This window comes from Azospirillum isscasi (assembly GCF_030849505.1).
GTDB lineage: Bacteria > Pseudomonadota > Alphaproteobacteria > Azospirillales > Azospirillaceae > Azospirillum > Azospirillum isscasi.
Genome location: NZ_JAUJFI010000112.1, coordinates 1 through 19,696 on the forward strand (window position 1 = coordinate 1; position 19,696 = coordinate 19,696).

Genomic DNA, 19,696 nt, shown 5'->3' on the forward strand with positions numbered 1-19,696 from the left:
GTCGGCGCGGCCCTGCGCCGCGATCAGCGCCGCGGCGGCCCCGGCCAGCGCCGCGGCGCTGTGGGAAAGCGGCAGGCCGAGCAGCGCCGCCCCCTCCGCCAGCCGGGCGAGATGCCGGTCCAGATGGCGGGTGGTTCCGCCGGACACCCGGATCGTCTCGAACAGCCCGTCGCCCAGCGTGAAGCCGCGGTCCGCCGGGTCGATCCGCGCCTCGTCCGCTGGCAGCAGGCGCCCGTTCAGCCAGAGAAGCCCGCCGCTCATCCCGCGGTTTCCTCCAGGGCGCGAAGCTGGGCACGGATCTTGACCATCATCTCCTCATGCTCCCCCGCCGGGTCGGAGTCGGCGACGATGCCGCCGCCGGCCTGGGCGATCACCGCGTCCGGCGTGATGGAGAGGGTGCGGATGACGATGCTGCTGTCCATCGCGCCGTCGAAGCCGATCCAGGCGACGGAGCCGCAATAGGCGCCGCGCCGCGCCGCCTCCAGCTCGTCAATGATCTGCATGGCGCGGATCTTGGGCGCTCCGGTGATCGAGCCGCCGGGCAGCGCCGCCCGCAGCAGGTCCACCGCCCCCAGGCCGGGCCGCAGCCGGGAGGTCACGACCGAGACGAGGTGATGCACGCTGGCGAAACTCTCCAGCCCGTAGAGGACCGGCACGCGGACGCTGCCCACCGCCGACACGCGGGCGAGGTCGTTGCGCAGCAGGTCGGTGATCATCAGGTTTTCCGCCCGGTCCTTCACGCTGGCCACCAGTTCCGCGGCGGCGGCGGCGTCCGCGGCGGGGTCGGCGTAGCGGGGGCGGGTGCCCTTGATCGGGCGGGTTTCCACCTCCCCCGCGGCGTTCAGGCGGATGAAGCGCTCCGGCGAGGCGCTGGCGATGCGCAGGCGGGGGCCGCAATCGAGATAGGCGGCGAAGGGCGCCGGACTGATCGCGCGCAGCCGCCGGTACAGCGCGTAGGTGTCGAGCCCGGCGGGCCGCTCCGCCAGGAAGCGCTGCGTGAAGTTGGCCTGATAGATGTCGCCGGCCCGGATGTATTCCAGAACCCGCTCCACCCGTGCCAGATAGTCGGGGCGGGCCAGTTCGCTCCGCCAGGGGGATGCCGGGACGGGGCCGGGCGGGGACGCCGCGCCGCGCTCCAGACGGGCGGCCAGGGCGCGGGCGCGGCCCTCCGCCTCCGGACGGGCGGCGATCGCCCAGGCGCGGCGCTCCGCATGGTCGAAGGCGGCCACCGCGTCGTAGAAGCCGAAGGCCATGTCCGGCTGGCCGCTGGTGTTGGGATGGCGCGAGCGGACCCGCTCCAGCCGCAATCCCGCTTCGTACCCGATGAAGCCGACCGCCCCGCCGCGGAAGGGCGCCGGCCCCGGCGCTTCTTCGGGACGGGCGTGGCGGGCCAGTTCCTCCGCCAGCACGGCGAAAGGATCGCCGTCCACCGCCTGCCCGTCGAGGAAGGCCCGCCCGTCGAGGGACTCCAGCGTGCGGAAGGGCTCCGCCGCGATGTAGCTGTAGCGGCCATGGGCCGGGTGCGGGGCCGCGCTGTCGAGCAGCATCGACCAGGGCTGTCCGGACAGGGCGCCGAAGGCGTCCGCCGGATCGGCGCATGACGTGGGGATCGCCAGCATGGCGGCGCTGCTTCCTGTAGGACCGGCCTTCACATGAGAATGGTGGCGCCGCCGTCCACCACCAAGACATGACCGTTGACGTAGGACGCGGCGGCGGAGGCCAGAAACACTGCGGCTCCGGCGATCTCCTCCGGACGGCCCCAGCGGCCGATCGGGGTGCGGCCCTCGAAATAGGCGGACAGGGCCGGGTCGCCGGTGATGCCGGCGTTGGTTTCCGTGGCGAAGAAGCCGGGGGCGATGGCGTTGCTGGTCAGCCCCTTCGCGCCGTATTCGGCGGCGAGCGCCCGCACCATGCCGGTCAGCCCGGCCTTGGCGGCGGCGTAGACCGCGTCGTTCGGGCGGGCGACCTGCCCGGCGATGGAGGTCACGGCGATCAGCCGCCCGAAGCCTTGCGGCAGCATCAGCCGCGCCGCCTCCCGCGCCAGGATCAGGCCGGCGGCCAGATCGACGTTCAGCAGATCGCCGATTTCCTCGTCCGCAAAGTCGGTCAGCGGCTTGCGGTTGCGCTGCCCGACATTCTGGACCAGCACGTCGAGCCGCCCGTGCTCCCGCCCGATCCGCGCGAAGGCGTCCCGCACCGCGTCCCGGTCGGCCACGTCGAAGGCCAGCACGGAGGCCCGCCCGCCCGCCGCGGCAATGGCGTCGGCCTGCGGCTGCAACCGCGCGGCGTCGCGCCCGTTCAACAGCACATGGGCGCCTGACCCGGCCATGGCGCGGGCGATTTCCAGCCCCAGCCCGCGCCCGGACCCGGTGACCAGCGCCACCCGGCCCTCCAGCGAGAACTGCGACAGATAGGGAAGATGCGGGGCGGTCATGGTCACCGATCCGGATGCTGAGGGGAGGGATGGTCAGGCAGGTTTAGCAGATGCCCCGCCGGATGGCACCCCATCCGGTCAGGCGCGGGGCAGCAGTTCCACCGTTTCCGCGATGGTCCAGCCGTCCGCCCGCACCAGCCGCCCGATGCGCCCGTACAGCGTGGTGCCGGGGGGCACGCGCCCCTCCGCGGCCCAAACCTCGGCGGCGGGAACCGTCAACAGGCCCAGCACCTCCACCGAGAAGTGGATGCCGCTGCGGGACAGCAGGCGCCCGAACGGCTCCTGCCCCTCGCGAAGCCGGTCGGCGAAGTCCGCAGGAAAGCCGCCAAGCGCGATGCGGATGCTCGCCAGCTCCACCGGCAGCGCGTCCGGTCCGACGGTCAGAACGATGTCGCGCAGCAGCGCCGTCCCGTCCGGTTCCATCCGCTGGCGCAGCACCCGCACGCCCACCGGCTCGCCCCACCGCTCCGACAGGACGGCGGTCATGCCGCGGCCGTGGTCGAGCAGGGTCCGGTAGGACGCCGGGACCGCGGCGGCGGGCAGCGTGGACAGCGCCCGTGCCCCAGGCCCCCACCCCGCCGTCAGCGCCCGCGCGCGCGCCAGGGCGGGGCCGGGATCTTCCATGGAGGAAAAGCCGGCGGCGGAGGCGGACGAAAAGGAAGGCTTCATTCGGAATCGCGGTTCTGCGGAAGGACTTGGCTGCTCCGGCGGGAAACGGCCACGGGGCGGCATTCTAGAAACAGCGCCCCGCCAACCGCAATGCCGAAGGCGCGCAACGCAGAGTCGTGCCGTCCGTTTGCCCTTCCGGAAGACGGGGTGTCCGGAGCCGCCCCGCGCCGCGCCGCCGGCCTCTTGCGCTTGCCGCGTGCTGCATTAGATCACGCTCATAAAGATGCCCGCCATGGAGGGGAACCGCGCCATGTCCGACCTTCTGCACGTCGCCTGCCCGAGCTGCGACACCCTGAACCGCATGCCGCGCGGGCGCCTGGACCAGCCCGGCGCCGGAAAATGCGGGCGTTGCGGACAACCGCTGTTCCAGGGCAAGCCCATCGCCCTGACCGCCGCCCGCTTCGCCGCCCACGCGGAGCGCAGCGACCTGCCTCTGCTGATCGACTTCTGGGCGGAATGGTGCGGGCCGTGCCGGATGATGGCCCCGGTGTTCGAACAGGCCGCCGGCCAATTGGAGCCCCATGTCCGTCTCGCCAAGGTGGACACGGAGGCGGCGCCGGAGCTAGCCGCCCGCTTCGGCGTCCGCAGCATCCCGACCATCGTCCTGGTCCGCCACGGGCGCGAGGTGGCGCGCACCGCCGGGGCGATGCCGCTGCCCGCCCTGCTCGGCTGGGTGCGGCAGGCGATGGCGTCCGTCTAAACCGCTACTCCGCCTCCAGCAGCAGCCGGGTGAGGTCGGCGACGGAGGCGACCTCCAGCTTGTCCATGACGTTGTGGCGGTGCACCTCGACCGTCTTCGGGCTGAGGTTGATCTCCGCCGCGATCACCTTGTTCGGCTTGCCCTGCACCACCAGATCGGCGACTTGCCGCTCCCGCGGGGTCAGGCGGGCCAGCAGGGCGCGGACATGGGCCTTGCGCGCCTGCCCCTCCCACGCCTGCCGCGACCTCTCCAGCGCCTCGTGCACCCGGTCGAGGAGGAGCTGGTCGTTGAAGGGCTTCTCGATGAAGTCCACCGCCCCGGCGCGGAAGGCGCGGGCCGCCATGGGCACGTCGCCATGGCCGGTGATGACCACCACGGCCAGGACGGACCCGGCGCGGGCCAGCGTGTCCTGCAACTCCAGCCCGCTCATCCCCGGCATGCGCACGTCGGTGACGAGGCAGCCGGGGCGGTCCGCCCGGACGCCGCGCAGGAACTCCTCGCCCGAACCGAAGCACTCCACCGCCACGCCCAGCGAGCCGATCAGCCAGGCCAGCGAATGGCGCATCGCGGGGTCGTCGTCGACCACGTAGACGGTGCGGTTCGCGTCAGGGTGCATCGGCGTGCTCCTCCGCTGCGGCGGGAAGGACGAAACGCACGATCGCTCCTCCGCCCGGATTGTCGGTGGCCCAGAGATGGCCGCCGTGGGATTCCACGATGGTCCGGCAGATCGACAGGCCCAGCCCCATGCCGCCGGGCTTGGTGGTGAAGAAGGGATCGAACAGGCGGGTGCCCGCCTCCGCCGACAGGCCGTGCCCGCGGTCGGCCACGGCGATCTCCACCCGCCCTTCCCCGTCCAGGCCGGTGCGCACGGTGACGCCCCCGCCCTCCCCCGCCGCGCCGCCCGCCACACCTTCCATGGCATCCAGCGCGTTCTTGACGAGGTTCAGCACGACCTGCTCGATCTGCACCCGGTCGGCCAGGACCGGCGGCAGGCCGGCGGCCAGGGCGCGGGTGACGGGGATGTTGGCGCTGCGCGCGCGCCCGGCGCAGAGTTCCAACGCCGCTTCCACCGCGCCGTTCACGTCCGCCGGTTCCAGCCGGGCGGCGCGCTTGCGCACGAAATCGCGGATGCGGGCGATGATCTGGCCGGCGCGGTCGGCCTGGGCGGCGATGGCGCGGGAGGCTTCGGCGAACTCCGCGGCGGTCCCCACCCCGGCCTCCAGCCGCCGGGTGCAGCCGCGTGCGTAGTTGGCGATGGCGCCCAGCGGCTGGTTCAGCTCATGCGCGATGTTGCTGGCCATCTCGCCAAGGATGGAGAGGCGGGCCACATGGTCCATCTCCTTCTGCCGCTCGCGGGCGGTGTCCTCGGCGCGGCGGCGCTCGGCCATCTCGCGCCGCAGCTCGCGGTTGGCGTCGCGCAGTTCGGCGGTGCGCACCTTGATGAGATGCTCCACCCGCAGCGAATGGGCCGCCCACCACAGCAGGGCCAGCGCCGCCAGGGCCAGCCAGTGCCAGTGTTCCCGCGCGAGGTCGAGGAGGGTGACGTCGCGCAGATGCTCGTACGGCCCGATGCGCAGGCTGCGGAACAGGCCGTGGACCGGCTGGTAGTCCATCGGCACGGTCCAGCCCTCGTATCCGCCGGCCAGAGCCGCCGGATGATCGGCGGGCATCTGGAACAGGGCGACCACCACCGCCTTCGCCAGATCCTCCGGCGTGGAGGCGAGCCGGGCGAGCGGCCAGTCGGGGTAGAGTCCGGTGGACAGGGCGCAGCCGAAGCCCGGCGCCGCCCTGGGCGCGACGACATGGAACTGTGCGGGATCGAGCCGCCCTTCCTGCGCCAGTTCCTCCAGCACGCAGGCGCGCAGCACGCCGGCGTCCACCTCCCCGTCGCGGACGGCGAAGGCGATGCGGTCCACCGGGAAGCCGGAAAAGCGAAGCCCCTTCAGGTCGCCATAGGGATCGACCCCGGCCTTCAGCATCTCCCCCCAGGCGACCTGGAAGCCGCCGAAGGCGTCCGGGTCCACCGCCATCACGGTCTTGCCCTTGAGGTCCCCCAGGCTGCGGATGTCCTCGCGCCCGGCGCGGGCGATCACCGCGGAGCCGACCGCCGCGCCCGACGCCCCGGCGCGCGAGGAGTGGAGCGTGGCGATGCGGGTGACGCCGTGGCGCGCCTCCAGCTCCACATAGTTGCCGGTGTTGGTCAGCACGAAATCGACGCTGCCGGCGCCGACCGCCGCCTCCATGCCCGGCAGGTCGAGCGGCACCATCTCCGCCCCGCGACCGGGAAAGCGCTCGGCCAGATAGCGGACGGTCGGCTCCCAGACGGCGTTGGCGTGGTCGCCGCCGCGGTAGGCCAGCACGCCGACGCGGATCGGCGGCTCCGCGGCCCAGGCCGGAACCGCCAGGGCGAGCATTCCGGCCAGCGTCAGGCAAACCGGTCGGACCGTGAACCGCATGGCATCCTTCGGACGGGGACGGGGACGGGCGCGGGGAGGCTGCGTCCCCACGCGCCGCATACACCCATACTCCGCGGCTTTCAACCCGCGTCGGCTCTCAACCGTCCAGCGTGGCCGCCGCGTCCGCCTGCATGCGCGTCAGGCCCAGCAGCTTCAGCGCGTAGCGTTCGTAGACCGGCTCGCCGATGCCCTTGCGCACCTTGCGCAGGAAGTAGCGCTCGAACCCGACCTTGGCGAGATGGACCCAGCGCCCGTGCGACGACCAGTTCACGTTGCGCGGGGGGATTTGCGGCATGGCGACGAAGGCGACGCCGCTGTCGCCGAAATCGGCGAGGCAGAGCGCGTTCCAGGTCGCCTCCTCCGCCGGCTCCTTCCCGTCCAGGACGGCGCGGATGTTGTGGGCGGCGGCGCTCACCATGGTCTCGATCATGTAGCCGGTCTTCGGAACGCCCACCGGGACCGGGGTCTTCTCCACCGGCGGAATGGCGATGCACACGCCGACGCTGAAGACGTTGCGGAAGGTGGGGTTGCGCTGGTGCCGGTCGGTCAGCACGAAACCGCGCGGGTTGACCAGCCCTTCCACCCCGCGCAGGGGCGCGATGCCCCGGAAGGCGGGCAGCATCATGGTCAGACGGCTGGCCACCACATGCTGCGCCTTGTCCTTGCCGTCCGCATCGACCTCCGTGGCGTGCACGGCGTCCGGCTCGAACCGGTCGACGCGGGCATTGGCGATCCACTGGATGTGCCGTTCGCGCAGCGCCGATTCCAGAAGCCCCTTGGTGTCCCCCACCCCGCCGAGCCCGAGATGCCCGATGTAGGGTTCGGAGGTCACGAAGGTCATCGGCACCTTGTGGCGGATTTTGCGGCGGCGCAGGTCGGCGTCGGCGATCATCGCGAACTCGTAGGCCGGGCCGAAGCAGGACGCCCCCTGCACCGCCCCGACGACGAGCGGGCCGGGGTTGCGGCAGAAATCCTCCCACCGCTGCGCCGCCTCCTCCGCGTGATCGACGTGGCAGATGGAGACGGTGTTGGCCTGCGGCCCGAATCCCTCGATCTCGTCGAAGGCCAGTTCGGGGCCGGTGGCGATCACGAGCTGGTCGTAGGTCAGGCTGGTCCCGTCCCCCAGATCCAGCGCGTTGTCCGCAAGCCGCAGGCCGCGGCAGCCGGACGGGTTGAAGGCGATGCCCTTGCGGGCGAAGGGTTCCGCCAGCGAAACCGTGATGTCGCCGCGCGTGCGCCAGCCGACCGCCACCCAGGGGTTGGACGGCACGAACTGGAAATGACGGGTGTTCGACACCACGGTGATCCGGTCGCCGGGCCGCGCCAGATCCTTCAATTCATAGGCCATCGGAATGCCGCCGATGCCCGCCCCCAGAACGACGATGTGGGCCATATCCGTTTCCTCTCCAGAAGGTCCGGGTCTGTTCGGCCGGTTCTTTCTCGCCGGTCTTCGGCTGCCCGGTTGTGCGGGTGATCGGGGCGGAAGGCCCCTTCCTGCCCGGTCTGCGCTTACTCGAAGGCCACGCCCGGACGCAGCCCGGCCCGCTTCAGGACGGCCGCCAGCGGGCAGAAGCCGGTGAAAGCCGCCTGGAGCATGTTCGCCCCGACGAAGGCGGTCAGCCACAGCCAGTCCGGGCTGTGCAGCTGGGCCAGGGCAAGGCTCGCCAGGATCATGGTCCCGGCGAAGGCCATCACAACGCGGTCGATGCTCATGGCGGCGTCTCCCTCTGGCCCAACGGCGGGCTGATTCATTCATTGACACTAATTTAGCAATGTCTAAATTAATGAGTCAAGACGCCATGAGATCCGTTCTTCCCGTTCGAGGTGGCCCGCCATGCCCCGTTTCTCCGCTCCACGCACGCTGGCCGTGGCCGCCCTGCTGGCGGCGTTCGTTCCGCTGTCTTCGGCGCTCGCCCAATCCGGCACCCTGACCGTCCAGCCCCGCCCGGTGGAGGATCTGAAGGCCGTCTTCGCCACCGTGGAAAGCGTGCGCGAGACGCTGGCCCGCACGCGCATCGGCGGCACCGTGGCCGACCTGAAGGTGACGGAAGGCGACAAGGTGACGGTCGGGCAGGTCATCGCCACCGTGCGCGACCCCAAGCTGCCGCTCCAGCTCGCGGCGCTCGACGCGCGCATCCAGGCGCTGAAGGCGCAGCAGCATCAGGCGGAACTGGAGCTTGGCCGTGCCCGGCAGCTCCGCGCCAGCGGCACCGGCACGCAGCAGCGGCTGGACGACGCGCAGGCAGCGCTGGACGTCGCCCGCGCCCAGATCGCCGCCATGGAGGCCGAACGCTCCGTCGTCGCCCAGCAATTGCGCGAGGGGGAGGTGCTGGCCCCCGCCGCGGGGCGCATCCTCCACGTCAAGGTCATCGACGGCGCCGTCGTGATGCCGGGCGAGGCCGTCGCCGGCATCGCCACCGACACCTACATCCTGCGCCTGCACCTGCCGGAACGGCACGCCCGCTTCCTGCGGGAGGGCGATCCGGTGCTGGTCGGCCAGCGCGGGCTGGCTCCGGTGACCGTCGCCGATCCCGGCGCCACGGCCCTGACGCGCGGCAGCGTCCGGCAGGTCTATCCGGAGATGGCCGGCGGGCAGGTGGTGGCCGACGCCACGGTCAGCGGTCTGGGCGATTTCTTCGTGGGCGAGCGGGTGCGCGTCTACGTCGCCACCGGCACGCGGGAGGCGGTGGTGATCCCGCCGGACTGGCTGCTGCGCCGCTTCGGCACCGATTTCGTCCGGCTGGCCGACGGGACGGAGGTTCCGGTCCAGGCCGGCGGCGCCATTCCCGCGCTGGACGGCCAGCCCGGCGGGCTGGAGATCCTGTCCGGCCTGAAGCCCGGCGACGTGATCGTCCGCCCGGCGGGTTCGTGAGGTGCGCGCCATGAAACTCGGCCTTTCCGGGGTGCTGACACGGACCTTCATCCGCTCCCCCTTGACCCCGCTGCTGCTGCTCGCCTCGCTGGCGGTCGGCGCCATCGCGCTGCTTTCCCTCCCGCGCGAGGAGGAACCGCAGATCAGCGTTCCCATGGTGGACATCCTGGTCCAGGCGGACGGGCTGAAGGCCGGTGACGCCGTGGAACTGGTCACAAGGCCGCTGGAGGAGATCGTCAAGGGCATCGACGGGGTGGAGCACACCTACAGCCAGACCATGGACGACCGCGTGGTGGTCACCGCGCGCTTCCTGGTCGGCACCCCGTCCGACGACGCCATCCTGCGCGTGCACGAGAAGGTGCGCGCCAGCATGGACCGCATCCCGCTGGGCATCCCGGAACCGCTGATCGTCGGGCGCGGGATCAACGACGTCGCCATCCTGACGCTCACCCTGTCGCCCAAGGCGGAGGCCGCCGGGCGCTGGACCGCCAACGCCCTGCACGGCGTGGCCGACGACCTGCTGGGGCAGCTCGTCCAGGTGGACGATGTGGGGCGCAGCTTCATCGTCGGCGGTCACCCCGATCAGATCCGGGTGGAGCCCGACCCGGAACGGCTGGCGCTCTACGGCGTCACGCTGAACCAGCTCGTGGACAAGGTGAAGAACGCCAACCGCTCCTTCATCGCCGGGTCGGTTCGCAGCGCGGGCGGCAGCCTGCCGGTGGTCGCCGGCCAGACGCTCCAGGGCACGGCGGACATCGGGCTGCTGCTGGTCACCACCCGCGACGGGCGGCCCGTTTATGTGAAGGACGTGGCCGACGTGGTGGTGGGCGCGCGGCCCGGCGAGAGCAGCGCCTGGAATCTGGTGCCGGACGGCAAGGGCGGGCTGGTCCGCAGCCCCGCCGTCACCATCGCCATCGCCAAGCGCGCCGGGGCCAACGCCGTCACCATCGCCGACCGGGTGCTGGAGCGCGTCCACGCCATCGAACAGGAAGGGCTGCCCAAGGACCTGACGCTGACCGTCACCCGCAACTACGGCGAGACGGCCAACGAGAAGGTGAACGAGCTGCTGTTCCATCTGGCGCTCGCCACCGTCACCATCGTCGGGCTGATCGTGCTGGCCATCGGCTGGCGGGAGGGGCTGGTGACCCTGGTCGTCATCCCGACGACGATCCTGCTGACCATGTTCGCGTCCTGGCTGATGGGCTACACCATCAACCGCGTCAGCCTGTTCGCTTTGATCTTCTCGATCGGCATCCTGGTGGACGACGCCATCGTGGTGGTGGAGAACATCGACCGCCACTGGTCCATGCGCGACGGGCGCGGCAAGGTCCAGGCCGCCGTCGAGGCGGTGGCGGAGGTCGGCAACCCGACCATCGTCGCCACCCTGACCGTCATCGCCGCCCTGCTGCCGATGATGTTCGTGTCCGGCCTGATGGGTCCCTATATGAGCCCGATTCCGGCCAACGCCTCCGCGGCCATGGTCTTCAGCTTCTTCGTCGCGATGGTGCTGACGCCCTGGCTGATGGTGAAGCTGCGTCCCGGAGAATCGCCGGCGGGCGGGCGTGGCGGTGGTCATGGCGGTGGTCATAACGGGCAGGGCGGCGGGCTGCTGGGCCGCCTGTACCTCGCCGCCGCTCGTCCGGTGGTGCGCAGCAAGCGCCGGGCCTGGATCTTCCTGGCGGCCGTGGGGGTGGCGACCCTCGCCTCCACGGGGCTGTTCTACACCAAGGACGTGGCGGTCAAGCTGCTGCCCTTCGACAACAAGTCGGAGCTTCAGGTGGTGCTGGACCTGCCCCGCGGCGCGGCGCCGGAGGACACGGAGCGCGCTCTGCTCGCCGCCGCGCGGGCGATCGCCGATCTGCCGGAACTGGCCAGCGTCCAAGCCTATGCCGGCACCGCCTCCCCGTTCAATTTCAACGGGCTGGTCCGGCATTACTACCTGCGCGACCAGCCGGAGCAGGGCGATCTCCAGGTCAACCTCGTGCCCAAGGGCGGGCGCAGCCGCAGCAGCCACGCCATCGCGCTCGACATCCGGGCGCGGCTGGCCGGCCTGCCCCTGCCCGCCGGGACCGTGCTGAAGGTGGTCGAGGTGCCGCCCGGCCCGCCGGTGCTCTCCACCCTGCTGATGGAGGTCTACGGCCCCGACGCCGAGACGCGGCGCAAGGCGGCCCAGGCGGTGGAGGGCGCCTTCCGGGGCGTGGACTTCATCGTCGATGTGGAGAACAGCGTCCGCCCGTCCGGCGAACGGCTGCGCTTCGCTCTGGACCAGGAAAGCCTGGAGTTCCACGGGGTGGAGGAGCAGGCCGTCTACGACACGCTGCGGGCGCTGGCGGGCGGGGTGGCGGTCGGCTACTCGCACCGCGGGGCGGGGCGCACGCCCATCGAGATCGCCGTGCAGATGCCGCAGTCGGGCCTTTTCCTGTCCGAACGCATCCTCGCCACGCCGGTGCCCGGTGCCCGCGGCACGGTGGAACTGGGCGATCTGGTGACGATGACGCGGGAGCCCGCCTCCCACCCGCTGTTCCGGCGCAACGGGCGCTTCGCCGAGATGGTGATGGCCGATCTGGCCGGGCGGTTCGAAGCGCCGATTTATGGGATGCTCGCCGTGCAGGACCGGCTGAACGCCATCGACTGGGCCGCCGCCGGCCTGCCCGCGGCGCCCGAAATCCGCCTGCACGGCCAGCCGGACGACCAGAGCAAACCCGTGCTGCTGTGGGACGGCGAGTGGGAGATCACCTACGTCACCTTCCGCGACATGGGGGCGGCCTTCGGCGTGGCGATCCTGGGCATCTATCTTCTGGTCGTCGCGCAGTTCGGAAGCTTCAAGCTGCCGCTGGTGATCCTGGTGCCGGTGCCGCTGACGCTGATCGGCATCGTGCTGGGCCACTGGCTGTTCGGGGCGGCCTTCACCGCCACGTCCATGATCGGCTTCATCGCGCTGGCCGGGATCATCGTGCGCAACTCCATCCTTCTGGTGGACTTCATCCGCCATCTGCGGGAGCGCGGGATGCCGCTGCGCGACGCGGTGCTGGAGGCCGGGGCGATCCGCTTCAAGCCGATCCTGCTGACCGCCGTCGCCGCGATGATCGGGGCCGCCTTCATCCTGACCGACCCGATCTTCCAGGGGCTGGCGATCTCGCTGCTGTTCGGGCTGTTCAGTTCGACCCTTCTGACGGTGCTGGTGATCCCGGCGATCTACATCGTGCTTCGTGGGGAAGCCGCCGGCCGCCGCCTTCGTGAACCCGCCTTCATCCAGGGATGACCATGCTCAAGACCATACTTTCCCTTCTCGGCCTCAACCGGAGCGCAAACGCCATGAGCGACCAGATCAAGACCGTCGATGCGGCCACCGTCATGGGATGGCTGAGGGACGGCTCGGCGGTGATCGTCGACGTCCGCGAACCGCAAGAGCACCGCGCCGGACACATCCCCGGCGCCACGCTGGTGCCGCTGTCGCAGTTCGACCCGGCCCGCGTGCCGGATGCGGCGGGCAGGCACCTCGTCTTCCATTGCCAGAGCGGGCGCCGCTGCGGCCCGGCCTCCGAACGGATGGCCGCCAGCGGTTACGCCGGGGGCATCCACCGGCTGAACGGCGGCATGGCCGCCTGGATGGCCGCGTCCGGCCCGATTGAGCGCGGATAGGCGCCTTTCAGGGCATCGGGTCTGCGTCGGCCACACAGCGGGCGCCGACGCAGAACTGGCGGTACAGCTCCAGCAGGATCGGGCGCACCCGGTCCGACCCGATGCGGTAGTGGATCGAGGTGCCGTCCCGCCGGGTGGCGACCAGCCCCTCCTCCCGCAGCTTGGCAAGATGCTGGGACAGGTTGGACTGCGACAGGCCCAGCCGCCGCACGAGGTCGCTCACCGGCACCTCGCCGTCCAGCAGGCTGCACAGGATCATCAGCCGGTGGCGGCTGGCGATGGACCGCAGGAAGGCTTCCGCCTCGGCGGCCCGCGCTTCCAGCTCGGCGGGGTCGAGCGGCGGATCGGTGGGGGGCATGGGCCTCGTCCGGCCTGTAAATCAGATGGTTCTAATTTATAGGGAGGTCTTCGGCGATCAAGCGGTTTGTGCAGGCCGCGCCGTCGCCGCCGTCACCGCTGTCACCGCTGTCGCCGCCGTCGCCGCAGGCCCGGTCCCGCCCGTCGCGCTTCGCCCGGTACAGGGCCTCGTCGGCGCGCTGCAGCAGGCTGTCGAGGGTCTCACCGGCGCGCCATTCCGCCACCCCGGCGCTGACCGTGTGGCGCCAGCCGGTCTCGAAAGCGTGGGACCGCACCGCGTCGCAGATCCGCTCCGCCAGGAGATGGGCCTGTCCGGCGTTCGTTTCCGGGCACAGGATCAGGAACTCCTCGCCGCCCCAGCGGCCCACCGTGTCGAGCTGGCGGGTCGTCTCCTTCAGAAGTCCGGCGAAGGCGACCAGAACCCGGTCGCCCGTCAGGTGACCCAACCGGTCGTTCACGGCCTTGAAATGGTCGAGGTCGATCAGGACGATTGCGAAGGTCCGCCCATGCCGCGTGGAGCGGCCGGTCTCCGTGGCCATCAGCTCGTCCAGCGCGGCGCGGTTGCGCAGGCCGGTCAGCCGGTCGGTCCGCGACATCAGGCGAAGCTGCGCGTTGGCTTTGCGCAGCTTCATGGCCCAGGCCAGATTGGACAGCAGCACCACCGAGAAGCCGAGGATCAGGTTGCGGACCAGTTCGTAGTCGATTTCGGTCTGGACGTTGATCGACACGTGCCGGTTGGCGATCTGGTTGCGCTCCTGCGGGGTGATGGTGGCGATCCCCTGGTTCAGCCGGTCGCGGAGATTGGGCCGTTCCTTGCGGACGCCGACCCTCAGCTTGTTCTCGTAGCCGGGGACCTGGCCGGAAACCTTCAGATTGAACCAGCCCTCCTTCTTGATGGTGTAGACGGCCACGGTCAGCGAGCGGATGGTCAGGTCGGCCTTGCGGTTCGACACCATCGCGAAGGCGTCGGCCTCGCTGTCGGTGATCGCGACGCGCAGGTGGGGAAAATCCCGCCGGACCCGCTCCTCGATGGAGGTTCCGCTCGGCAGCACGATCGTTTTGTCGGATTCCGCGGCCAGATCGGCGACGAAGGGGTGATCCTCGCGGGTGACGATGACGTTGGGGTCGATGAACAGCGGCTCGGTGAAGATCAACCATTCCTCGCGCTTGGGGGTCTGGTTCAGGAAGCTGAGGAGGTCGCAGGCCCCCTCCTTCGACGCGGCGAGGCTGCTGTCCCAGTCCTTGGTCGGGTGAAGCGTCAGTTGCAGGCCGGCGCGGGTCGACGCCAGCGCCAGCAAATCGGCGGCGATGCCCTCATGGGCGCCGTTCCGGTCGATGACCTCGTAGGGCGGCCAGTCCGGGTCCACGCAGAACCGCGCCGCCGGGCCGGGGGTGGCGGTCTGGGAGAGCCCCGCAGCCGGCAGGACGAGCAGGATCACAGCGGCGGAGAGCAATAGCCTATGGGATTTCCCACCTATGATGGAATCCCGGGCCGCGGGCACCGTCTCCCCGCACCGCAGGGCTCCCCCGGACCCCATCCGGCGGGCGATATCGGATGCGAGGCAATCGATTGCGGCGCGCAGTCCCAATTGAACCCTCCCGTCCGAATGGCTCCGGAACCAGTGTGCCGGTCAGGGCCGTCCTCATAGCGAGAGGACTATACTCCAATTCGAGGGGCTTCTCCATGGCGCGCCTTCCCCGTGTTTCCGTCCCGTTCCGCGGCAGCCGGCGGCGGACCGGTCAATTTCTTGCGCAAAGGCGGGCGGGCCGGGATTAAAGGGCCGTCCCGAAACGAAAACGTTGCAGGAAATCGGGAAATCCAGTCCACGGGGTGGAGACGTGACGTTCAGCCTGCGCGACCAGCTGTCGAATCAACTGCGTTCCCTGCGCCGCTACGCGCTGGCGCTGGCCCGCAACCGCGACGATGCGGAGGATCTCGTGCAGGAAACGCTGGTGCGCGCCATTTCCGGCTCCCGGACCTTCCGCCCCAACGGCGACCTGCGGTCCTGGCTGTTCGGCATCCTTCACAACGTCCACGTCAACGGGGTGCGGCGGGAGCAGGTGCGGGCGCGCGGGGCCTCGGCCATCGAAGCCATGTCCAACGGGCAGGTGCCGCCCAGCCAGCCCGGCCATGTGGAGTTGATGCGGACCATGGAAGCCTTCGCCACCCTTCCCGAGGAGCAGCGCCGCGTCCTGACCCTCGTCGCCGTGGAGGGGATGAGCTACCAGGAGGCCGCCCGGCTGCTGGACATCCCGCTCGGCACGCTGATGTCGCGGCTGGCCCGCGGGCGGGAGGCCCTGCGCGTGGAGATGGGGCATCGGGACCGCGCCCAGCCATCCCCGCTGCGGGCGGTGAGGTGAGCCATGGGCGGTGATCCGATCAGCCTCAACCAGGACGCCGACCTGCATCTCTACATGGACGGCGAGATGGAGCCGGCGCGCCGCGCCGCCTTCGAGGCCCAGCTGGCCGCGAACCCGGCCCTGGCCGCGAAGCTGCACGATTATCTGCACCAGCAGGAGATGCTGAAGCTGGGGCTGGACATGATGTCCGGCGTCACCTTGCGGGAGACCGAAACGCTGGCCGGGCGCCTGCGCTGGCGTCTGGACATGGACCGTTTCACCCGGCGGGTCGCCCCGCTGGCCGCCGCCATGCTGCTGGTCATGGGGGGGTGGAGCCTGACCGTCTGGGTGCAGGAGGGCGGGTCCGGTCCGCAACTGGCCGGCGAGACCGACGACGTCCCCGCCTTCGCGGACGAGGCGGTGGAGGCCCATTCCAAGGCCGTCGCCCTCAGCGCGCTGCACCCCTCCCCGCCCCAGGCGGACGCCACGCCGGTCCCGGCCCTGGCGCAGACGGCCCTGGCGCAGGCCGCAACGGTGCAGACGGCCCGGGTGCCGATGGGGGCGGACCGCGGCATGACCGTGGCGCTTCCCGCCATCGATCCGGAGCTGACCCTGATCCGGGCCGCCATCGTGCCGTGGAACCATGGGACCGCCCTGCAGTTTCTCTACCGGGAGCCGGACGGTGAGTTGCTGACCCTGTTCGTCGCCTCCGGGGACCCGGCGCAGGACGGCACGCTGCACACCGTCGTGCAGGACAGCCTGCGGCTCGTCTACTGGCGGGCCGGGCTGGTCGCCTACACCGTCACCGGCAACAAGGCCGATGGCGATCTGCTGAACGTCGCCAAGCGGATGGCGGACAGCGTCCGCCGATCCTGAACCCGCCCTCATCGAACCTGTGGAGCCCAGCCATGAGCCTGCACAGCGATCCGGACGAACGGAACGGCCATCCGCTGGACCTGGCCGAAACCTTCGTCGCCCGCGAGCATTGGGACCCGATCCTGCGGCAGGCCGCCCTCAACGGCATGGTGCTGGGCGCGGTCACCCTGTTCCTCGGGCTGGACGCGCTGCCCGGCCTCGCGATCATCCACATCGTGACCTTTGCCACCGGCATGGCCCAGGGCTTCCTGGCGCTGCGCCTGGACGAGAGCGGACAGGAGGACGCCGCCGTCGCCGTGGGGCGCCGGTCCATGGCCGCCTTCCTGCTGGCCTCCGTCACGCTGCTGCTGATGCCCTTCGCCGCCTGATCCGCGCAGAAGTCACGCGCGGCGACGCTGAAACTGTGACATGGTCCCCGTCCCGCCGGGGACCGCCCCCGCGCGGGAGAAACAAGGCAGGGAATGGGACAGCCGATGCGGGGCAGGCAGACACGCGCCGGGGGCCGGATGCAGATCCGTGCGCCCTATCTGGACCCGGTGCGTGTGGGGGAGACGGCGGGGAACCTGCGCTGCCGCTGCTGCGGGCGGCCCGACGGGGTGGTCGTGCGCTGCCTGCCCGACGGGCGTTGGTACGACGGGGCGGACGAGACCTGGCGCGACGGGCGCGGACGCCGCGTGCCCTGGCCGGAGGCTGCCGAATACGCCGCCACCACCGATGTCCTGGTCAGCGTCGAGGCGCTGCGCATCACCCGCTCCGCCGTGGAGCGGGTCCGCCTGCTGTGCAACCGCTGCCGCCGGCTGGAAGGCGCCGTCCATGGCCGCGCCCGTGCCCGCATCAGCATCCTGCTGCGCCGGGCCATCGGCGACCTGTTCCTGGGCCGCTACGACGACCCCGCCGTGCTCACGGCGCTGGTGGATCTGTACCGCAAGGACGGTTGAAGGAACGGCTGCGGATCAGCCGGCGTCGGATTAGCCGGCGTCGTCCGCCGCCATCCCGCCGTCGAGCCTTGCAGCCAGCTCCCGCCGCGCCAGCAGGTCCGGCGCCAGCGGTGTCGCTGGGGCCGGGATGGGCAGGCGGCCATAGGCGCCGATGCCGAAGGCCCCGGCATCGCCGACGATCCACTCCTCCGCGGGCGGCGGCGGGGGCGCCTCGATCTTCCGGAACAGCGCCGCGGCGGACGCGAGGGCGGAGGTGGCCGCGGAGGTGGCGGTGAACGGGATCGCGCGTTCGGTCCGGCCCTGCATGGCCAAGACTTCTTCCTGAGCATCGGACATGGGCCTCTCCCTCACCGCGTGACGAAGGGTGACGCTTGAAGTGTGACATGGAGGCCACTCGCCGTCCAACCGCAAGAACGGCAATCGCACGAACGGATGAGCCGCCGCCTGGACAACAGTCCGCCCCCGGCGCCGGTTCATAGGCAATTAAGGGGAATGCGATCCGCCCCCGCCCCCGCCGTAAACCCAGGTCCGTCAGGCGCTGTGGTAGGCCAGCACGCCGTCGGGGCGCGTTTCGGCGCGCAGCTCGCCGCGTGCGGCCATGTGGTTGAGGTGGGCCAGCGCCTCCCCGAAGGCGAAGCTCAACTGGTGGGTGTCCAGCGCCCGGCGGAACAGCACCGGCACCAGCTCCTTGCAGCTCAGCGGCTTGACGCGGCAGGCCTCGGCGATCAGGGCGCAGCGGTCGGCGTGGTGGGCCTCCAGCGCGCGGGTGCGGTGGTCCAGCCCGTAGAAGGGCAGCTTGTGGCCGGACAGCACCAGCGCGTCCGCCGCCACCTCCTCCCGGATCGCCGCCAGCGAGGAGAGGTAGAGCGCCAGCGGATCGGCCTTGGGCTGCATCGCCGACACGCTGACGTTGGGGGAGATGCGGGCGATGACCTGATCGGCGGCCAGGAACAGCCGGTCGGCGGCGCAATAGAGCATCGCCTGCTCCGGCGAATGGCCGCCGCCGGTCAGGATGCGCCAGTCGCGCCCGCCCAGCCGCAGGGTCTGGCCGGGGATCATCCGCTCGAAGCTGGGGGCCAGCCCGGTGGTGCGGTTCAGGTAGCTGAGGCCGCGGCCCAGCATCTGCTGGATCTCGTCGGGCGACAGGCCGCCGGATTGGTAGAAGGTGCCCTGCGCCTCCAGCGCCTGGGGATCGCGGCCTTGCTGGAGCAGCTTGGCGAAGAAATACTCGCTCTGCGTCATGTGCAGGGGCGGGGCGAAGCGCTCATGCAGCCAGCCGGCCAGCCCGACATGGTCGGGGTGGAAGTGGCTGACCACCAGCCGGACGATGGGCTTGCCGCCCAGCGGGCCGCGCAGCACCCGGTCCCAGCAGGCGCGGCTGACGTCGTCGCCCAGCCCGGTGTCGAACAGCGCCCAGCCGTCCCCTTCCTCGAACAGGTAGAGGTTGACGTGGTCCAGCGCGTAGGGCAACGGCAGGCGCAGCCACAGCACACCCGGCGCCACCTCCCGGACCGTCCCATTGTCCGGCGGTTCGGAAAACGGATGGCGGATGAGTTCGGCGTCGTCTTTCACCCTGATGACCCTCCTGCGCTGCGGTCCGGTGTAGCGGGACCTCCTGGCTACCTGTTGGATTGCGTCCGGTCAACCATCCGCAAATAGAACATTCCGCTCATTGACGGACCGCGCTTCCGCTCCACGGGGGCGGCGCGGGCGCATCGGGTGGAAACGCGACGATTGGGCCGCCCGCCGGTTATCCAAAGGATACTGCCAGAGGAGAATGCCCGGATGACCACGGCAACGTTTCGGATCATCCGCCACGCCGACGGGCCGGTTTTCTTCGATGACCGGACGATCACGCTCGCCGAGGCGCAGATCATCATCAACGACGCCATCGCCCGAGGCGACCTGGAGGTCGGGTCCTTCCTGCGCATCGACGACGAGGAGCTGGTGATCGAGCGGGAGATCGCGGGGTAGGCGGCGCACCGCCCACCCCGCCAGACCTGCCCTGGACCGTCAGCTCATCGCCACGAGGCTGGCGTTGCCGCCCGCCGCCGCGGTGTTGACGCTGGTCGAGCGCTCGTTCAGCAGCAGGTCGAGGTCGTAGCCATCGCCCCGCCCGGCCGCCAACGCCTCGCCGGCCGCCGCCTGAACCAGCAGGATCGGGCCGGAAAGCTCCGCCACGCGCCGGTTGACCGTGGTCACACGCTCGCGGTCGCCCTCCACCAGAACCGCGGCGAGGGGTCCCGCGTCGCGCCAGTCCGCGGTCGTCCGCACCCTTGCGGCCAGCGCCGGGGGCAGGCCGCGCAGCAGCTCGGCCAGATCCGGAGGGGCGTCCACGGCGGCGCTGTTGCCCGTCGCCAGGACCGCGCCGAGCTGGAGCAGCAGCCCCGTCCGCGTCTGCGGCAGCAGCAG

General features: G+C 71.0%; 21 protein-coding genes and 1 pseudogene. 9 read left to right on the plus strand and 13 right to left on the minus strand.

Annotation, left to right across the window (positions count from 1 at the left end; genetic code table 11):
• The 4 genes from QSG27_RS19710 to QSG27_RS19725 form a co-directional block, all read right to left on the minus strand.
• On the minus strand, positions 1 to 261 hold a 261-nt coding region (locus tag QSG27_RS19710; RefSeq protein WP_306709122.1), incomplete at its 3' end, for an aminotransferase class IV.
• Positions 258 to 1,619 (minus strand): aminodeoxychorismate synthase component I, encoded by a 1,362-nt coding sequence (gene pabB, locus QSG27_RS19715; protein WP_306709124.1) that lies wholly within the window; start codon positions 1,617 to 1,619, stop codon positions 258 to 260. The genes pabB and QSG27_RS19710, both read right to left, overlap by 4 nt.
• A gap of 29 nt (positions 1,620 to 1,648) precedes the next feature.
• On the minus strand, positions 1,649 to 2,434 hold the full coding sequence (locus QSG27_RS19720) for an SDR family oxidoreductase (RefSeq protein WP_306709126.1): 786 nt from the start codon (positions 2,432 to 2,434) through the stop codon (positions 1,649 to 1,651).
• A 78-nt stretch (positions 2,435 to 2,512) separates the two neighbouring features.
• Positions 2,513 to 3,103 (minus strand): hypothetical protein, encoded by a 591-nt coding sequence (locus tag QSG27_RS19725; RefSeq protein ID WP_306709128.1) that lies wholly within the window; start codon positions 3,101 to 3,103, stop codon positions 2,513 to 2,515.
• A 250-nt stretch (positions 3,104 to 3,353) separates the two neighbouring features.
• On the opposite strand from QSG27_RS19725, the gene trxC reads away from it, so the two are divergent.
• Complete coding sequence (gene trxC, locus QSG27_RS19730; RefSeq protein ID WP_306709130.1) at positions 3,354 to 3,803, plus strand: thioredoxin TrxC; 450 nt, start codon at positions 3,354 to 3,356, stop codon at positions 3,801 to 3,803.
• Positions 3,804 to 3,807: 4 nt separating this feature from the next.
• On the opposite strand, the gene QSG27_RS19735 is transcribed toward trxC, so the two are convergent.
• From QSG27_RS19735 to QSG27_RS19750, 4 genes are all read right to left on the minus strand, one after another.
• The gene (locus tag QSG27_RS19735) at positions 3,808 to 4,419 is read right to left on the minus strand and encodes a response regulator transcription factor (RefSeq protein ID WP_306709132.1); all 612 of its coding nucleotides are present in this window, start codon (positions 4,417 to 4,419) and stop codon (positions 3,808 to 3,810) included.
• Positions 4,409 to 6,259, minus strand: coding sequence for a sensor histidine kinase (locus QSG27_RS19740; RefSeq protein ID WP_306709133.1), 1,851 nt, complete (start codon positions 6,257 to 6,259; stop codon positions 4,409 to 4,411). Before QSG27_RS19740 ends, QSG27_RS19735 begins: the two co-directional genes overlap by 11 nt.
• Positions 6,260 to 6,356: 97 nt before the next feature.
• On the minus strand, positions 6,357 to 7,652 hold the full coding sequence (locus QSG27_RS19745) for an NAD(P)/FAD-dependent oxidoreductase (RefSeq protein WP_306709135.1): 1,296 nt from the start codon (positions 7,650 to 7,652) through the stop codon (positions 6,357 to 6,359).
• A 116-nt stretch (positions 7,653 to 7,768) separates the two neighbouring features.
• Entirely contained in the window at positions 7,769 to 7,972 is a 204-nt protein-coding gene (locus QSG27_RS19750; RefSeq protein ID WP_306709137.1) for a YgaP family membrane protein, read from the minus strand.
• Positions 7,973 to 8,093: 121 nt separating this feature from the next.
• Here QSG27_RS19750 and QSG27_RS19755 point away from each other — a divergent pair, with 121 nt between their 5' ends.
• From QSG27_RS19755 to QSG27_RS19765, 3 genes are read left to right on the plus strand one after another with little or no spacing between them, the layout of a single operon-like run.
• Positions 8,094 to 9,131: an efflux RND transporter periplasmic adaptor subunit gene (locus QSG27_RS19755; protein WP_306709139.1), complete on the plus strand. Its 1,038-nt coding sequence runs from the start codon at positions 8,094 to 8,096 to the stop codon at positions 9,129 to 9,131.
• A 10-nt stretch (positions 9,132 to 9,141) separates the two neighbouring features.
• Positions 9,142 to 12,393, plus strand: coding sequence for an efflux RND transporter permease subunit (locus tag QSG27_RS19760; RefSeq protein WP_306709140.1), 3,252 nt, complete (start codon positions 9,142 to 9,144; stop codon positions 12,391 to 12,393).
• A gap of 53 nt (positions 12,394 to 12,446) precedes the next feature.
• Positions 12,447 to 12,773 (plus strand): rhodanese-like domain-containing protein, encoded by a 327-nt coding sequence (locus tag QSG27_RS19765; RefSeq protein ID WP_306709141.1) that lies wholly within the window; start codon positions 12,447 to 12,449, stop codon positions 12,771 to 12,773.
• A 7-nt stretch (positions 12,774 to 12,780) separates the two neighbouring features.
• Here QSG27_RS19765 and QSG27_RS19770 read toward each other — a convergent pair whose 3' ends face one another.
• Together QSG27_RS19770 and QSG27_RS19775 are read right to left on the minus strand one after the other, a co-directional pair.
• The gene (locus tag QSG27_RS19770; RefSeq protein ID WP_306709143.1) at positions 12,781 to 13,131 is read right to left on the minus strand and encodes an ArsR/SmtB family transcription factor; all 351 of its coding nucleotides are present in this window, start codon (positions 13,129 to 13,131) and stop codon (positions 12,781 to 12,783) included.
• 31 nt (positions 13,132 to 13,162) lie between these two features.
• Positions 13,163 to 14,584: a diguanylate cyclase gene (locus QSG27_RS19775; protein ID WP_306709145.1), complete on the minus strand. Its 1,422-nt coding sequence runs from the start codon at positions 14,582 to 14,584 to the stop codon at positions 13,163 to 13,165.
• 385 nt (positions 14,585 to 14,969) lie between these two features.
• Between QSG27_RS19775 and QSG27_RS19780 the strand changes: the two genes are divergently transcribed.
• The 4 genes from QSG27_RS19780 to QSG27_RS19795 all read left to right on the plus strand — a co-directional run bounded on the left by QSG27_RS19780 (position 14,970) and on the right by QSG27_RS19795 (position 17,284).
• On the plus strand, positions 14,970 to 15,491 hold the full coding sequence (locus QSG27_RS19780; protein WP_306709146.1) for a sigma-70 family RNA polymerase sigma factor: 522 nt from the start codon (positions 14,970 to 14,972) through the stop codon (positions 15,489 to 15,491).
• Positions 15,492 to 15,494: 3 nt separating this feature from the next.
• The gene (locus tag QSG27_RS19785) at positions 15,495 to 16,346 is read left to right on the plus strand and encodes an anti-sigma factor family protein (protein WP_306709148.1); all 852 of its coding nucleotides are present in this window, start codon (positions 15,495 to 15,497) and stop codon (positions 16,344 to 16,346) included.
• A gap of 32 nt (positions 16,347 to 16,378) precedes the next feature.
• Positions 16,379 to 16,714 (plus strand): hypothetical protein, encoded by a 336-nt coding sequence (locus tag QSG27_RS19790; RefSeq protein WP_306709150.1) that lies wholly within the window; start codon positions 16,379 to 16,381, stop codon positions 16,712 to 16,714.
• A gap of 138 nt (positions 16,715 to 16,852) precedes the next feature.
• Positions 16,853 to 17,284, plus strand: coding sequence for a hypothetical protein (locus QSG27_RS19795; protein ID WP_306709151.1), 432 nt, complete (start codon positions 16,853 to 16,855; stop codon positions 17,282 to 17,284).
• Between the two features lie 30 nt (positions 17,285 to 17,314).
• Here QSG27_RS19795 and QSG27_RS19800 read toward each other — a convergent pair whose 3' ends face one another.
• Positions 17,315 to 17,620, minus strand: coding sequence for a hypothetical protein (locus QSG27_RS19800; RefSeq protein WP_306709152.1), 306 nt, complete (start codon positions 17,618 to 17,620; stop codon positions 17,315 to 17,317).
• A gap of 195 nt (positions 17,621 to 17,815) precedes the next feature.
• Positions 17,816 to 18,856 carry an MBL fold metallo-hydrolase gene (locus QSG27_RS19805; RefSeq protein WP_306709153.1) on the minus strand — a complete coding sequence of 347 codons (1,041 nt, stop codon included), beginning with the start codon at positions 18,854 to 18,856 and terminating at the stop codon, positions 17,816 to 17,818.
• Positions 18,857 to 19,069: 213 nt separating this feature from the next.
• Between QSG27_RS19805 and QSG27_RS19810 the strand changes: the two genes are divergently transcribed.
• The gene (locus QSG27_RS19810) at positions 19,070 to 19,258 is read left to right on the plus strand and encodes a hypothetical protein (RefSeq protein ID WP_306709154.1); all 189 of its coding nucleotides are present in this window, start codon (positions 19,070 to 19,072) and stop codon (positions 19,256 to 19,258) included.
• A gap of 39 nt (positions 19,259 to 19,297) precedes the next feature.
• On the opposite strand, the pseudogene QSG27_RS19815 reads toward QSG27_RS19810, so the two are convergent.
• Positions 19,298 to 19,696, minus strand: a pseudogene (locus tag QSG27_RS19815) (trifunctional transcriptional regulator/proline dehydrogenase/L-glutamate gamma-semialdehyde dehydrogenase); the annotation flags it as partial.

Coding starts and splice junctions, on each gene's coding strand:
- pabB (WP_306709124.1), bottom strand. CDS start 1,619: ATGCTGGCGATCCCCACGTCATGCGCCGATCCGGCGGACGCCTTCGGC.
- QSG27_RS19720 (WP_306709126.1), bottom strand. CDS start 2,434: ATGACCGCCCCGCATCTTCCCTATCTGTCGCAGTTCTCGCTGGAGGGC.
- QSG27_RS19725 (WP_306709128.1), bottom strand. CDS start 3,103: ATGAAGCCTTCCTTTTCGTCCGCCTCCGCCGCCGGCTTTTCCTCCATG.
- trxC (WP_306709130.1), top strand. CDS start 3,354: ATGTCCGACCTTCTGCACGTCGCCTGCCCGAGCTGCGACACCCTGAAC.
- QSG27_RS19735 (WP_306709132.1), bottom strand. CDS start 4,419: ATGCACCCTGACGCGAACCGCACCGTCTACGTGGTCGACGACGACCCC.
- QSG27_RS19740 (WP_306709133.1), bottom strand. CDS start 6,259: ATGCGGTTCACGGTCCGACCGGTTTGCCTGACGCTGGCCGGAATGCTC.
- QSG27_RS19745 (WP_306709135.1), bottom strand. CDS start 7,652: ATGGCCCACATCGTCGTTCTGGGGGCGGGCATCGGCGGCATTCCGATG.
- QSG27_RS19750 (WP_306709137.1), bottom strand. CDS start 7,972: ATGAGCATCGACCGCGTTGTGATGGCCTTCGCCGGGACCATGATCCTG.
- QSG27_RS19755 (WP_306709139.1), top strand. CDS start 8,094: ATGCCCCGTTTCTCCGCTCCACGCACGCTGGCCGTGGCCGCCCTGCTG.
- QSG27_RS19760 (WP_306709140.1), top strand. CDS start 9,142: ATGAAACTCGGCCTTTCCGGGGTGCTGACACGGACCTTCATCCGCTCC.
- QSG27_RS19765 (WP_306709141.1), top strand. CDS start 12,447: ATGAGCGACCAGATCAAGACCGTCGATGCGGCCACCGTCATGGGATGG.
- QSG27_RS19770 (WP_306709143.1), bottom strand. CDS start 13,131: ATGCCCCCCACCGATCCGCCGCTCGACCCCGCCGAGCTGGAAGCGCGG.
- QSG27_RS19785 (WP_306709148.1), top strand. CDS start 15,495: ATGGGCGGTGATCCGATCAGCCTCAACCAGGACGCCGACCTGCATCTC.
- QSG27_RS19790 (WP_306709150.1), top strand. CDS start 16,379: ATGAGCCTGCACAGCGATCCGGACGAACGGAACGGCCATCCGCTGGAC.
- QSG27_RS19795 (WP_306709151.1), top strand. CDS start 16,853: ATGCAGATCCGTGCGCCCTATCTGGACCCGGTGCGTGTGGGGGAGACG.
- QSG27_RS19800 (WP_306709152.1), bottom strand. CDS start 17,620: ATGTCCGATGCTCAGGAAGAAGTCTTGGCCATGCAGGGCCGGACCGAA.
- QSG27_RS19810 (WP_306709154.1), top strand. CDS start 19,070: ATGACCACGGCAACGTTTCGGATCATCCGCCACGCCGACGGGCCGGTT.